Here is a 13,267-nt window from a genome sequence, read left to right on the forward strand (position 1 = left end):
TACAGTGCCCCCATGGACGACGAAGCGGTGCTGCACATCAAGGGACGCATTCTCGTCGGCGCGGACCCGGTGGACGGGGTGCGCGACGAGCTGTGGGTGGTCGGCGGGCGGATCACCTTCGACCGGCCGGGCGGGGCGCGGGACGTCACCACCGTCGAGGGCTGGGTGCTGCCCGGCCTGGTGGACGCGCACTGCCACGTGGGGCTCGACGCGCACGGCGCGGTCGACGAATCGACGAGCGAGAAGCAGGCGTTGACCGAGCGCGACGCCGGGGCGCTGCTGCTGCGGGACGCGGGCTCGCCCTCCGACACGCACTGGATCGACGACCGCGAGGACCTGCCGCGCATCATCCGCGCCGGCCGCCACATCGCCCGCACCCGCCGTTACATCCGCAACTACGCCCATGAGATCGAGCCCGCGGACCTGGTGGCGTACGTGGCGCGGGAGGCGCGCCGCGGCGACGGCTGGGTCAAGCTGGTGGGCGACTGGATAGACCGCGAGACCGGCGACCTGGGCCTGTGCTGGCCGCGCGGCGAGGTCGAGGCGGCGATCGCCGAGGCCCACCGGCTGGGCGCGCGCGTCACCGCGCACTGCTTCGCCGAGGAGTCGCTCGCGCCGCTGGTGGAGGCGGGCATCGACTGCATCGAGCACGCCACCGGGCTGACCGAGGAGACGATTCCGCTGTTCGCCGAGCGCGGGGTGGCGATCGTGCCGACGCTGGTCAACATCGCCACCTTCCCCAAGCTCGCCGAGCGGGGCGAGGGCAAGTTCCCCCGCTGGGCCGACCATATGCGCCGGCTGCACGCGCGCCGCTACGAGACCGTGCGGGCCGCCTACGACGCCGGGATCCCGGTCTACGTCGGCACCGACGCGGGCGGCTCGCTGCCGCACGGCCTGGTCGCCCAGGAGGTGGCGGAGCTGGTCAAGGCGGGCATCCCGGCATCCGCCGCGCTCGCGGCGACGGCCTGGGGCGCGCGGGAGTGGCTGGGCCGGCCGGGTCTGGAAGAGGGCGCTCCGGCGGACTTCGTCGTCTACGACGCCGACCCGCGGGCGGACGTCCGGGTCCTGGGCACGCCCCGCAGGGTGGTGCTGCGCGGCCGCGTGGTGAGCTGAACCGCGCCGCTCCCGTGGGGTGAGGGTGGCGGGAAACCATCTCTGCGCCTCTTTAGTCGAATACAGATGCGAAACCCATCCTTTGGAGTGAACTGACGCCGGGATACTGTCCGTTCATCATCCCGCGCCTCGAACATTGCGGAGTCGAGGCCGCCGGCGCGCGATGTCCCCCATTGGTGCGCCGGCGGCTCCTTTCTCCCGTGGGGGTTCCACACACGTGTTCAGCACCACCGGCTCTTCCTTCGGCATGCCCGCACGCAGGCTCGCGGCCGCGGCCGTCACCTCCGCGACGGTCACCGCCACCGCGCTGGCCCTGGCGGCGGCGCCCGCCCACGCCACCGACGACGGCACGGCTGACGCGACCGTCCTGCGCACCGGCCTCGACGTCTCCCTGCTCGGCGGCACCGCCCGCGTGCCCGTCAACGCCACGCTCAACGACGTCCACGCACCGGCCGACGCGGACAAGACGGCGCTCACCGTCACCCTCGACGGCGTCGAGGCGGGCAAGCCCGTCAGCATCCTGAGCGCCGAGACCGCCACCGCCCGTGCCACCGCCGACCACCGCGCGGCCAAGGGCTACGCCAACCTCGTCCACGCCAAGGTGCACGTCCCCGGACTGCCGCTGCTCTCGCTGATCGAGGTCCGCCAGGTCACCTCGGAAGCGGTGTGCGAGGCGGGCAAGAAGCCCACCGCCTCCTCCAACGTGCTCGGCAGCGTCTCGGTGCTCGGCAAGAAGGTCACGGTCACCACCGCGGGCACCACCAAGGTCTCCGTGCCCGGTGTCGGCGACGTACGGCTCGACCTGTCCAGGACCGCCATCACCTCGAGCACGGCGGCGGCCACCGCACTGGACCTGGACGTCGACGTCGACCCCCTCAAGCTGGGCGTCGCCCACGTACGAGGCCGTGTCACGCTCGTCCGGGCCGGCTGCCGGACCCCGGCCGGGCCGGGCCAGGACACCTCCGGTACGGCGGCCCCCGGCACGGGGACGGACGTCAAACAGCAGGCCGCCGCCCACCCGGACGCCCGGCCCGGGAAGACGGACCTCGCCGAGACCGGTGGCTCCTCCGCCACCCCGTACCTCGCAGGGGCGGCCGGGCTGCTCGTCGTCGCGGGCGGCGGCGCGGTCGTCGCCGCACGGCGCCGCAAGTCCGCCCGCGAGCGCGGCTGAGGCGGCGGGGGAGCGGACGGCCGGGCCGGTCGGGGCTCAGCCGTCCGCGAGCGCCTTCTCCAGGGCGGCGACGAAGCGGTCCGTGACCGTCCGGTCCCGGACCGCCAGCCGCAGATAGTCCGGGCCCAGGCCCGGGAAGGTGTCGCCCCGCCGGACCGCGAAGCCCAGGCCGCGCAGCCGGCTCCGCACGGCCGCGGCCCCCTCCAGGCGGATCAGCAGGAACGGCCCGGCCGCCGGACCGCACACCGTGATCTGCTCGAACTCCGCCAGCCGCGCCTGCAGATGGGCCCGGTCCACGGCGATCCCCCGCGCGGCCTCCTCGGCCTCCGCCAGCGCCTCGGGCGTGCTGCACGCCTCCGCCGCCGCCAGCGCCGGGGAGGACACCGGCCACAGCGGCTGCGCCCGCTCCAGACGGGCCACCGTGCCGGGCGAGGCCAGGACGTAGCCCACGCGCAGCCCCGCCAGGCCCCAGGTCTTGGTGAGGCTGCGCAGGACGACCAGGCCCGGCAGATCGGTCCGCGCGGCGAGCGACTCGCGCTCGCCCGGCACCGCGTCCATGAACGCCTCGTCCACCACCAGCGTCCGCCCGGGCCGGGCGAGCGTGGCGAGGGTGGTGGCCGGGTGCAGCACGGAGGTGGGGTTGGTCGGGTTGCCGACGATCACCAGGTCCGCGTCGCCCGGCACCGCCCGCGGGTCGAAGCGGAAACCGTCCGCCGCGTCCAGCAGCACCCGCTCCACGCTGTGCCCGGCGTCCCGCAGCGCGGCCTCCGGCTCGGTGAACTGCGGGTGCACCACCACCGGCCGCCGCGCCGGCACCGCCCTGGCCAGCAGCACGAACGCCTCCGCCGCGCCGGAGGTGAGCAGCACCCGCTCCTCCGGCAGCCCGTGCCGCTCGGCCACCGCCCGCCGGGCGGCCCGGCCGTCGGGGTAGGCGGCCAGCGTGCCGAGCGAGTCGGCTATCCGCTCGCGCAGCCACTGGGGCGGCGTGCCGGAGCGCACGTTGACGGCGAGGTCCGTCAATTCCGCGCCCATGCCGCGGACTTCGGAGTCGCCGTGGTGCCGCAGGTCGGGCTCGGTGGACTTGTGCATGCGATAGACGGTACTGAGGGCCGCAACGTCCCGTTCAGCCGGGTCGGTGCGCAATCGCGCAGGTGGCCCGCGGCGACTTCCGCTTCGGTACGAGCAGCACCGCGCCCGGCCCCGCGGCCAGCAGGGCGGCGGCCTCGGCGACGCCGGGGGCGCCGACGGCACGGCGGGCGGCTTCGCCCGGATGCGGGACCGCCTGGGCGGCGAGCTCGTGGGCGCCGTACGTGGTCAGGGGCACGCCCAGGGCGGCCGCGGCCGCCAGCAGGCCCGGCTCGCCGGCCTTGACCTCGGCGGTCGCCAGGGTGACGACGGCGGCGTCGCCCGCGCCCGCTTCGGCCAGGGCCTGCCGTACGAGGGCGAGCACCTCGGCGGCCGGGACGCCGCGGCGGGCACCCAGGCCGAGGTGGAGCGACCTCACCGCAGGCCCGCCACGAAGCGGGCCGCCGTGCCGGGGGCTCCCGCCCAGTGGACGTGCAGGTACGAGGCGTGCACGCCGCCCTGGACGAAGCCCTCCACACGGCGTTCCGGGTGCGTCATGCCCCAGGCGGGCGTGGTGCCCGCGCCCGGTTCGACGACCGTGCGGTGGAACTCGTGCCCGCGCAGCCGGGCGCCCGCGGGGGCGAGGACGTTGTCGCCGATCGCCACGGCCTCGCGGTAGCCGAGCGTCAGCCGCTCGGACATCCGGGCGTCCGCGGGGAGGACGTCGCACATGGGCTTGCCGTCCAGGGAACGGCAGAGGTAGAGCAGGCCCGCGCACTCCGCCGCCACGGTGCCGCCCGAGGCGGCGAAGGCGGCGACGGCCTTGCGCAGGGGCTCGTTGGCGGAGAGCTCCGGGGCGTAGACCTCGGGGAAGCCGCCGCCTATGACGATGCCGGCCGTTTCGGCGGGGAGCTGCTCGTCGCGGAGGGGGTCGAAGGGGACGACTTCTGCGCCGGCGGCGGTGAGGAGTTCTGTGTGTTCGGCGTACGAGAACGTGAACGCCGGTCCGCCGGCGACGGCGATCGTGGGGGGACGGTTCGGGTGCGGCCCGGTGGTCGGGTTGTGCCCACCTGTTCCGCCCTGCGGAACGCCTGCCCACAACCCGGGCGGGGCCGGGTCCCACGCCGGGCCCTCCAGTGGGGGTGCCGTGCGGGCCAGGGCCATGAGGGCCTCCAGGTCGCACCCCTGCCGGACCTGCGCCGCCTGGGCCGCCACCGCGTCGACCGCGTCCGTCCGTCGTTCGGCGACCGGCACCAGACCGAGGTGGCGCGACGGCGTATGCACCTGCCCGGCCCGCCGCACGGCGCCGAGTACCGGGACGCCCGACTCCTCCAGCGCCTCGCGCAGCAGCACCTCGTGGCGGTCCGAGCCGACCTTGTTGAGGATCACTCCGCCGATCCGCACCTCGGGGTCCCAGGACGCGAAGCCGTGCACCAGCGCGGCCACCGACCGCGACTGCGAGGACGCGTCGACGACCAGCACCACCGGCGCCTTCAGCAGCTTCGCCACGTGCGCCGTCGACGCCAGCTCGCCCTGACCGCTCGCGCCGTCGTACAGGCCCATCACGCCCTCGACGACCGCCAGATCACAGCCCGCGGCACCGTGCAGGAAGAGCGGCGCGATCCGCTCGGGCCCGCACAGGTACGCGTCGAGGTTGCGGCCGGGACGGCCCGTCGCCAGGGCGTGGTAGCCCGGATCGATGTAGTCCGGGCCCACCTTGTGCGGGGACACCGCGAGCCCCGCATCGGCGAAGACCCGCATCAGCCCGGTGGCGACGGTCGTCTTCCCACTGCCCGAGGAGGGCGCGGCGATGACCAGCCGGGGGACGTGCGTACTCACCACTCGATTCCCCGCTGGCCCTTCTGTCCCGTGTCCATCGGGTGCTTCACCTTCGACATGTCCGTCACCAGATCCGCGAACTCCACCAGCTTCTCCGGCGCGTTGCGACCGGTGATCACCACGTGCTGCGTCCCGGGACGGTCGCGCAGCACCTCGATCACCTCGTCGGTGTCCACCCAGCCCCAGTGCATCGGGTAGGCGAACTCGTCGAGCACGTACAGCTTGTACCGCTCGGCCGCCAGATCGCGCTTGACCTGCTCCCAGCCCTCGCGCGCCTTCTCCTCGTTGCTGAGTTCGCTGTCGCGCTGGATCCAGGACCAGCCCTCGCCCATCTTGTGCCAGTCGACCGTGCCGCCCTCGCCCGAGTCGCCCAGCACGCGCAGCGCGTTCTCCTCGCCGACCTTCCACTTCGCGGACTTCACGAACTGGAACACCCCGATCGGCCAGCCCTGGTTCCACGCCCGCAGCGCCAGGCCGAAGGCGGCCGTCGACTTGCCCTTGCCGATGCCGGTGTGGACGAAGACCAGCGGCCGGTTGCGGCGCTGGCGCGTGGTGAGACCGTCTTCGGGAACGACGGTCGGCTGTCCCTTGGGCATTAAGCGGCCCTCCTGGAGTGAGTGTTCCTTACGGTACGTACCAGCGCGGAGACGTTGTCCGCGCGCAGCTCGTCGAGCGTGACCACCGGTCCGCCGAGGGCCCGGCCCAGCTCGCCCGCCAGCCCGAGCCGCACCGGCCCCGACTCGCAGTCCACGACCACGGACGCCGTGCCGTCGGCCGCCAGCAGCCCCGCCGCCCGGCGCGCCCGCACCAGCGGCTCCGGGCCGCCGGTGGCCCGCCCGTCGGTCACCACGACCAGCAGCGGGCGCCGCGCCGGATCGCGCAGCCGCTCCACACGCAGCACCTCGTGCGCCTGCAGCAGCCCGGCCGCCAGCGGCGTACGGCCGCCCGTCGGCAGCTTCTCCAGCCGCGCCGCGCCCGCGTCCACGGACGAGGTCGGCGGCAGCGCCAGCTCCGCGCCCGTGCCCCGGAAGGTGATCAGCCCGACCTTGTCCCGGCGCTGGTAGGCGTCGAGCAGCAGTGAGAGCACCGCGCCCTTGACCGCGCCCATCCGTTTGCGCGCCGCCATCGACCCGGAGGCGTCCACGACGAACAGCACGAGGTTGCCCTCGCGGCCCTCGCGCACCGACTCCCGCAGATCGTCCCGGCGGACGAGCAGCCCGGCGCCCGAGCGGCCGCGCGCCCGCTGATGCGGCGCCGCGGCCTGCACGGTCGCCGCCAGGTGCAGCTTCGACAGGGCGCCCCGCGGGCGGCGCGCCCCCGTCGTACGGCCGTGCGCGGTGCGCGCCCGGGAGCGGCGGCCGTCGGCACCCTCACCGAGGCCGGGGACGTCGAACTTGCGGGTGCGGAACGGCTGCGCCGCCGCGACGGCGGGCGCCTCGGCCGCGCCGCCGGGTGCGCCGTCCGTCTCGGCCGCGCCCTCCTGCGGGGCGGGGGAGCCCTGCCCGTCGGGGGCGGACTTCTCCTGCCGCTGCCGCGGCACGTCCGGAGCGGTGTCGGGGCCCGGCCCGCCTTGCGGGGGCTGCCCGCCGCCGGGACCGTCGTCGCCGGGGCCGCCGTCCGGGCCCTCCGGCTCCGGGTCCGGGTCGGGCTCGGGCTCCGGCTCGTCGTCCTCGAACCGGCTGAGGATCTCGTCGAGTTTGTCCTCGTCCAGACCGGGCGCGTCGAACGGTGCCCGGCGCCGACGGTGCGGCAGCGACAGCAGCGCCGCCTGCCGTACGTCCTCGGCCGTCACGTCCGTGCGCCCCGCCCAGGCGGCCAGCGCCGTCGCGGCGCGCGCGGTCACGATGTCGGCGCGCATGCCGTCCACCTCGAACTCGGCGCACACCGCGGCGATGCGGCGCAGCGCGCCGTCGCCCAGCCGCACGTGGGGCAGCAGCGCCCGCGCGGCGGCGATCCGCTCGCGCAGCGTCTCCTCCTCGGCGGCCCACTTGGCGGCGAACGCGGCCGGGTCCTCGTCGTAGGCCAGCCGGCGGCGCACGACCTCCACCCGCTCCTCGGTGTCCCGGGAGGCGGCGACCTCGACGGTCAGCCCGAACCGGTCGAGCAACTGCGGGCGCAGCTCGCCCTCTTCGGGGTTCATGGTGCCGACGAGCAGGAAGCGGGAGGCGTGCCGGACGGAGACGCCTTCGCGCTCGACGTGGGCGGCGCCCATGGCGGCGGCGTCGAGGAGCAGGTCCACGAGGTGGTCGTGGAGGAGGTTGACCTCGTCGACGTAGAGCACGCCCCGGTGCGCGTCGGCCAGCAGACCAGGTTCGAACGCCTTAACGCCCTCCGCCAGCGCTCGCTCGATGTCGAGGGCGCCGACCAGCCGGTCCTCGGAGGCCCCGACTGGAAGTTCGACCATTCGAGTCGGCCGTGCGGTGCCGGTTTCGGCCTGGTGAGGGCCGTCAGGGCACTGCGGGTCGGGTGCGCAGGGGTCACAGTTGAACCGGCACCCCGCGACAACCAGCACGTCCGGGAGGACGGTGGCCAGGGCACGCACCATGGTGCTTTTCGCCGTGCCTTTCTCGCCGCGGATGAGCACGCCACCCACTGCGGGACTCACTGCGTTGAGGAGCAACGCGAGCCGTAGGTCCTCCATGCCGACGATTGCGGTGAGCGGGTAGGGGGCCGAGGGCATCAGCTGGTACCCCTTTCGAGGCAATTGGTTCGGGCAGGCGCTTCTGCAGCCGGGCTGTGTGCAATGGTGTGGCCGTCGGCCCCGCTCCTGCGGGGGTGTTCCGTTGCTTGGCGACCACTTGGTGGAGTCGCTGCTGTGGTCCCCGCGCATGCGGGGGTACTCATCCTCACGGCGCCCCCGGCGGGATGAACGGGAAGCCGGCCGGCACCCCGTCCTCGATGAGCCGCAGCAGCGCGTCCGTGTCCGCGTGCTCCTCGATCAGGTCGCCCAGCCGGTCCAGCTGTTCCTCCCGCAGCGCGGCGAAGGACGTGTCGGGCGCCGGTACGAACGCCCTGCCGGCCGCGCGCGCCACCTCGCGCAGGAACGCCCGCCGGAAGCCGTCGCTCTCCAGCGAGCCGTGCCAGTGCGTGCCCCACACCGAGCCGGTCCGGCAGCCGTCGAGGAACGGCTCGTCCCCGCCCAGCACTTCGGCCACCCCGTGGTGGATCTCGTAGCCCTCGACGGGCTCGCCCAGGGCCTTGCCGACGGGCCGGGCCAGGGTCTTCTCCGCCGCGAACCGCACCCGCACCGGCAGCAGTCCGAGCCCCTCGACCACTCCGGCCCGGGACTCCACCTCGTCGTCGATGCGCTCGCCCAGCACCTGGAAGCCGCCGCAGATGCCCAGCACCGGCCGGCCCTCCGCCGCCCGGCGCCGCAGCGCCTCGGCAAGCCCGCGCTCGCGCAGCCACGCCAGGGCGCGCACCGTGCCGCGGGTGCCGGGCACCACCACCAGATCCGCGTCGGCCAGCTCCTCGGGGCGGTCGACGAAGCGCACCACCACGCCCGGCTCGGCGGCCAGCGCGTCCACGTCCGTGAAGTTGGACATCAGCGGCACCGCGCAGACGGCCACCCGCAGCACGTCCGAGCCGTACGGCGGGGCCACCACCGACTCCCGCACCGTGCCCCGCAGGGAGACCCGCAGACCGTCCTCCTCGTCGATGCCGAGCCCGTGCGCGAACGGCAGGACGCCCACCGTGGGGCGGCCGGTGAGCCCGCGCAGCATCTCCAGGCCGGGTTCCAGCAGCGTCACGTCACCGCGGAACTTGTTGACCAGGTAGCCCGCTATCAGCGCCTGGTCCTCCCGGGAGAGCAGCGCGGTCGTGCCGAAGAAGGACGCGAAGACGCCGCCCCGGTCGATGTCGCCGACCACGACGACGGGCAGGCGGGCGGCCCGCGCGATGCCCATGTTGACGATGTCGGTCCGCCGCAGGTTGATCTCGGCGGGGCTGCCGGCCCCCTCGCAGATCACCGCGTCGTGGGTGCGCCGCAGCTCCTCGAGGCACTCGGTCACGGTGCCGAAGAGCTGCTCCTGGCGCCCCGAGTGGTAGCCGCGGGCGCTGAGTTCACCCACCGGCTTGCCCATCAGCACCACCTGGCTGCTGCGGTCCCCGCCGGGCTTGAGCAGCACCGGGTTCATCAGCGCGCTCGGCTCCACCCGGGCGGCCGCCGCCTGCATGGCCTGCGCGCGCCCTATCTCCGCGCCCTCGCGCGTCACATAGGAGTTGAGCGACATGTTCTGCGCCTTGAACGGCGCGACCTTGACGCCCTTGCGGACCAGCCAGCGGCAGATGCCGGCGGTCACCACGCTCTTGCCCGCGTCCGAGGTGGTCCCGGCCACCAGCAGGCCCCCGCCCAGCGGGCCCCCTCGCCCGCTCCCGTCGGTCGTCACCGGCTCCTCCTTGTCGCGATGCTCTTGCCCAACAGGCTGCCCACTGCGCGGCCCGCCAGCGCGGTGCCCAGCGCGAGCAGCGAAACACGGCGCGAGAGCCGCACCGCGCGCTCGATGTCCCCGACCTCGACCGGGCGCAGCTCCGCACCCAGCACGGGGCGTTCCTCTACGCGGCCCGCATAGGCGAGGGTGCCGCCGAGGCGGACGCCGAGGGCGCCGGCGAAGGCGGCCTCGACCGGGCCAGCGTTGGGGCTCGGGTGCCGGGAGGCGTCGCGCCGGGCCACGCGCCAGGCGCGGCGCGGGTCGGGCCCTGCGAGGACGGCGAGGACGGCGGTCAGCCGGGCGCCGGGCCAGCCCACGACGTCGTCGAGCCGGGCCGAGGCCCAGCCGAACCGCCGGTGGCGCGGCGACTTGTGGCCGACCATCGCGTCCAGGGTGTTGACGGCGCGGAAGCCCACGAGGCCGGGCACCCCGGCCAGCGCGCCCCACACCAGCGCGCCCACCACGGCGTCGGAGGTGTTCTCGGCGACGGACTCCACCACGGCCCGTGCGATCTGCTGGTGGTCCAGTGCCTGCGGGTCGCGCCCGCACAGGTGCGGCAGCCGCTCCCGGGCGACGTCCAGGTCGCCCGCGGCCAGCGCCCCGCCCACGGCCCGCGCCTCGCGGCCCAGCGAGGTGCCGCCCAGCACCGCCCAGGTGGCGGCGGCGGTCAGCGCGACACCGGCGGTGCGGGACGGGCGCGCGGTACGGGCCAGCAGGGCGGCCCCGGCGGCGGCGCCGCCCGCGCACAGCAGGGTGTGCAGGGCGCCGGAGCCGCGGTGGTCGCGCCACAGCCTGCGCTCGACGGCGCCCGCGGCGCGCCCGAAGGCGGCGACGGGGTGCCCGCGGCGCGGGTCGCCCAGCGCGAGGTCGCCGAGGTAGCCGAGGGCGGCGCCACACGCGAAACCGAGGTGATCGACACGCTTCGCACGCATCGGCTCAGCCTGCCGTCACGCCTCGGCGGGACGCATGCTCCGGGAAACCCGGGGAAAGGGGCAGTGGTCGGCGGCAGCCGGGCATGGTGATGTGTCCTCACTCAGGGTCCGCGCCCTGGCTCGACGTGACCGGCGACCAGAGTCTCCTGGCTCCCGGATCGACGTCGCCCCCGGCCTTCCAGCCCGCCGACTGCGCGGGCCGTGGCCTGTGCCGATTGGGGGCACGCTCCCCGGTGACAGTGGCGGGACCGCGCCGGACTCGCACCGGCTTCCTCTGCTGTCGCCGTTTGGCTCCGGAAGTCCACCACGGCCCGGGAAGGGCCGTCAACTCGCTGTTGACCTGCGGCCTTCCCGGGCCGTGGGGGCGGTATGGGGGATGTTTCGCGGGGAGCCGGATGCTCCGTGCGCGGTGTGCTACTTGGCGACGATCAGGTAGATGCCGTAGCCGACCGCGGCCGCGCACAGCGCGAAGCAGGCGTACGCGCCGGTGCGTCCGAGGGCCGTGGGCACCGTGCCGGCGGTCACGGTGCCGTCCGGCTGCTGCTGCTTGCGGGGCGAGGTGCCGACGATGCCGAGGGTGAAGACGCCCACGAGGGCGACCGTCACCACGAGGCTGACGCCGAAGACCTGGCCGAGGGCTTCCCAGTTGATGTGCATGGCGGGGGTTTCCTTAGCTCGTCGCCGCGGCGGGGGCGGGGGCGGCGGCCTGGGCCGCGGAGGCCGTGGGGGCGGCCAGGGGGCCGGCGGGCGGCGGGGCGACGGCCTGCAGGGCGGCGGTCACCACACCGGCGGGCTCGGCGTCCGGCACGTTGACGTTGTCCTGCGTGACCGGCTTGCGGCGGGAGGCGGCCCAGATGGCACCGCACACGCCCAGGCCGAGCACCGCGACCGCGGCCACGCCCCAGTCGCCCTGGTCGGCGAGGAAGGCCGCGCCGCCCGCGACGAGGCCCGCGGCCGGGAGCGTGAGGCACCAGGCGATGACCATGCGCCCGGCGGTCGACCAGCGCACCACGCCGCCCTTGCGGCCCAGGCCGGAGCCCATGATCGAGCCGGAGCAGACCTGGGTGGTGGAGAGCGCGAAGCCGATGTGCGAGGAGGCGAGGATGACCGTGGCCGCACCGGTCTGGGCGGCGAAGCCCTGCGCCGGCTTGATGTCGGTCAGACCCTTGCCGAGCGTCTGGATGATGCGCCAGCCGCCCAGGTACGTGCCGAGCGCGATGGCCAGGCCCGCGGAGACGACGACCCACAGCGGCGGGTCGGAGTGCGGGGCGATGACGCCGCCGGTGACCAGCGCCAGCGTGATCACGCCCATGGTCTTCTGCGCGTCGTTGGTGCCGTGGGCGAGGGAGACCAGGGCGGCCGAGGCGATCTGCCCGGCGCGGTAGCCCTTGGCGGTGTCCTGCTCGTCGCGGCCCCGGGAGAGCCGGTAGGTCAGGCGCGTCGCGGCCATGGCAGCGAGGCCGGCCACGATCGGGGCGCAGACCGCCGGGATGAGGACCTTCATGACGATGGCGTCGCCGTGGACGCCTCCGGTACCGACCGAGACCAGCGTCGCGCCGATCAGGCCGCCGAAGAGGGCGTGCGAGGAGCTGGAGGGCAGGCCCGCCAGCCAGGTCAGCAGGTTCCAGACGATCGCGCCGACCAGACCCGCGAAGATCACTTCGGGTCGGATGCCGGCCTTTTCGTCGATGATGCCGCCGGAAATGGTCTTGGCGACCTCGACGGAGAGGAATGCGCCGACGAGGTTCAGCACAGCCGACATGGCCACCGCGGTCTTGGGCCTGAGGGCCCCGGTCGAGATGGTGGTGGCCATGGCATTGGCCGTGTCGTGGAAGCCGTTCGTAAAGTCGAACACCAAGGCCGTGACGATCACGATCCCGATGAGAAGCGTGATGTGTTCCATTCACCCAGGCAATCAGCTCGATGGTCAGTACGCGGCGACCGTAGGGAGCCTGGGTGAACGGAAGGTGAACTGGGTCGGACCGAGTGATGACGCGAACCGGAGGCGGGTGGCGATGAGGCAGTACGCGAAGGCGGCCGGGATATCCGAGGACGTACGTGAGCGGATGGAGCAGACCTGGGCGGACGTGGTCGGCACTGCCCGCCGCAGCACCGCCGACGGGCTGGTCGTCGGCACCTCCGGCAACGTCTCCGCCAGGGTCGGCGACGTGGTCCTTGTCACGCCCAGCGGCGTCCCCTACGACCGGCTGGGCCCCGAGGACGCCGTGGGCGTCACCCTCGACGGCCGCCGGGTCATCGGCGAACTGGCCCCCACCAGCGAGCTGCCCATGCACCTCGCCGTCTACCGCACCACCGACGCCGCGGCGATCGTCCACACCCACGCCGTCCATGCCACCGCCGTCTCCACCCTGGTCACGGAGGTGCCCCCGATCCACTACATGACCGCCGCCCTCGGCGGGCCCGTCCGGGTCGCCCCCTACGCCCTCTACGGCTCCGACGAACTGGCCGAGGGCGTCCTGCGCGCCCTCGACGGCCGCACCGGCTGCCTCCTGCAGAACCACGGCACCCTCACCCACGGCGCCACCCTCGACCAGGCCTACGACCGCACCGCCCAGCTGGAGTGGATGTGCCGGGTCTGGCTCACGGCCTCGGCCGTCCCCGGCCACACCCCCTCCCTCCTTCCCCCCGCCCGGCTCACGGAGGCCGCCGACAAGCTCCGCGGCTACGGCCAGACCCCTTGAGCCCTGGCTCCTGAG

Annotated in this window: 12 protein-coding genes and 1 riboswitch; of the genes, 3 read left to right on the forward strand and 9 right to left on the reverse strand. The window is 74.7% G+C overall.

The genetic code is table 11. The features are described 5' to 3' along the window. Window positions 1-12: 12 nt before the first annotated feature. Together FHS39_RS10280 and FHS39_RS10285 are read left to right on the forward strand one after the other, a co-directional pair. The gene (locus FHS39_RS10280; protein ID WP_184348556.1) at window positions 13-1,113 is read left to right on the forward strand and encodes an amidohydrolase family protein; all 1,101 of its coding nucleotides are present in this window, start codon (window positions 13-15) and stop codon (window positions 1,111-1,113) included. Window positions 1,114-1,360: 247 nt separating this feature from the next. Further along, complete coding sequence (locus FHS39_RS10285; protein ID WP_184348868.1) at window positions 1,361-2,284, forward strand: SCO1860 family LAETG-anchored protein; 924 nt, start codon at window positions 1,361-1,363, stop codon at window positions 2,282-2,284. Window positions 2,285-2,320: 36 nt separating this feature from the next. Here the strand turns inward: FHS39_RS10285 and cobC are convergent, their stop codons facing one another. The 9 genes from cobC to FHS39_RS10330 all read right to left on the reverse strand — a co-directional run bounded on the left by cobC (window position 2,321) and on the right by FHS39_RS10330 (window position 12,453). Then, window positions 2,321-3,373, reverse strand: coding sequence for an Rv2231c family histidinol phosphate aminotransferase CobC (gene cobC, locus FHS39_RS10290; protein ID WP_045932612.1), 1,053 nt, complete (start codon window positions 3,371-3,373; stop codon window positions 2,321-2,323). 34 nt (window positions 3,374-3,407) lie between these two features. Next, the gene (locus FHS39_RS10295; protein ID WP_184348876.1) at window positions 3,408-3,788 is read right to left on the reverse strand and encodes a cobalamin biosynthesis protein; all 381 of its coding nucleotides are present in this window, start codon (window positions 3,786-3,788) and stop codon (window positions 3,408-3,410) included. Continuing rightward, complete coding sequence (locus tag FHS39_RS10300; RefSeq protein ID WP_184348558.1) at window positions 3,785-5,188, reverse strand: cobyrinic acid a,c-diamide synthase CobB; 1,404 nt, start codon at window positions 5,186-5,188, stop codon at window positions 3,785-3,787. The genes FHS39_RS10295 and FHS39_RS10300 overlap by 4 nt, the downstream gene beginning before the upstream one ends. After that, the gene (gene cobO / locus FHS39_RS10305; protein ID WP_184348560.1) at window positions 5,185-5,784 is read right to left on the reverse strand and encodes a cob(I)yrinic acid a,c-diamide adenosyltransferase; all 600 of its coding nucleotides are present in this window, start codon (window positions 5,782-5,784) and stop codon (window positions 5,185-5,187) included. The genes FHS39_RS10300 and cobO overlap by 4 nt, the downstream gene beginning before the upstream one ends. Continuing rightward, on the reverse strand, window positions 5,784-7,868 hold the full coding sequence (locus tag FHS39_RS10310; protein ID WP_184348562.1) for a putative cobaltochelatase: 2,085 nt from the start codon (window positions 7,866-7,868) through the stop codon (window positions 5,784-5,786). Before FHS39_RS10310 ends, cobO begins: the two co-directional genes overlap by 1 nt. Before the next feature lie 166 nt (window positions 7,869-8,034). Next, window positions 8,035-9,543 (reverse strand): cobyric acid synthase, encoded by a 1,509-nt coding sequence (locus tag FHS39_RS10315; RefSeq protein ID WP_184348870.1) that lies wholly within the window; start codon window positions 9,541-9,543, stop codon window positions 8,035-8,037. A gap of 29 nt (window positions 9,544-9,572) precedes the next feature. Continuing rightward, window positions 9,573-10,550, reverse strand: coding sequence for a cobalamin biosynthesis protein (locus tag FHS39_RS10320; RefSeq protein ID WP_184348564.1), 978 nt, complete (start codon window positions 10,548-10,550; stop codon window positions 9,573-9,575). 140 nt (window positions 10,551-10,690) lie between these two features. Next, window positions 10,691-10,824: riboswitch (cobalamin riboswitch) on the reverse strand. 140 nt (window positions 10,825-10,964) lie between these two features. After that, window positions 10,965-11,207, reverse strand: a complete 243-nt coding sequence (locus tag FHS39_RS10325; protein WP_184348566.1) for a hypothetical protein — start codon at window positions 11,205-11,207, stop codon at window positions 10,965-10,967. A 13-nt stretch (window positions 11,208-11,220) separates the two neighbouring features. Then, window positions 11,221-12,453, reverse strand: coding sequence for an inorganic phosphate transporter (locus FHS39_RS10330; RefSeq protein WP_184348568.1), 1,233 nt, complete (start codon window positions 12,451-12,453; stop codon window positions 11,221-11,223). 163 nt (window positions 12,454-12,616) lie between these two features. Here FHS39_RS10330 and FHS39_RS10335 point away from each other — a divergent pair, with 163 nt between their 5' ends. Continuing rightward, complete coding sequence (locus tag FHS39_RS10335; RefSeq protein ID WP_246470098.1) at window positions 12,617-13,252, forward strand: class II aldolase/adducin family protein; 636 nt, start codon at window positions 12,617-12,619, stop codon at window positions 13,250-13,252. The last annotated feature ends 15 nt before the right edge of the window (window positions 13,253-13,267 follow it).

The organism is Streptomyces olivoverticillatus (assembly GCF_014203555.1).
In the GTDB taxonomy this organism is placed as follows: domain Bacteria; phylum Actinomycetota; class Actinomycetes; order Streptomycetales; family Streptomycetaceae; genus Streptomyces; species Streptomyces olivoverticillatus.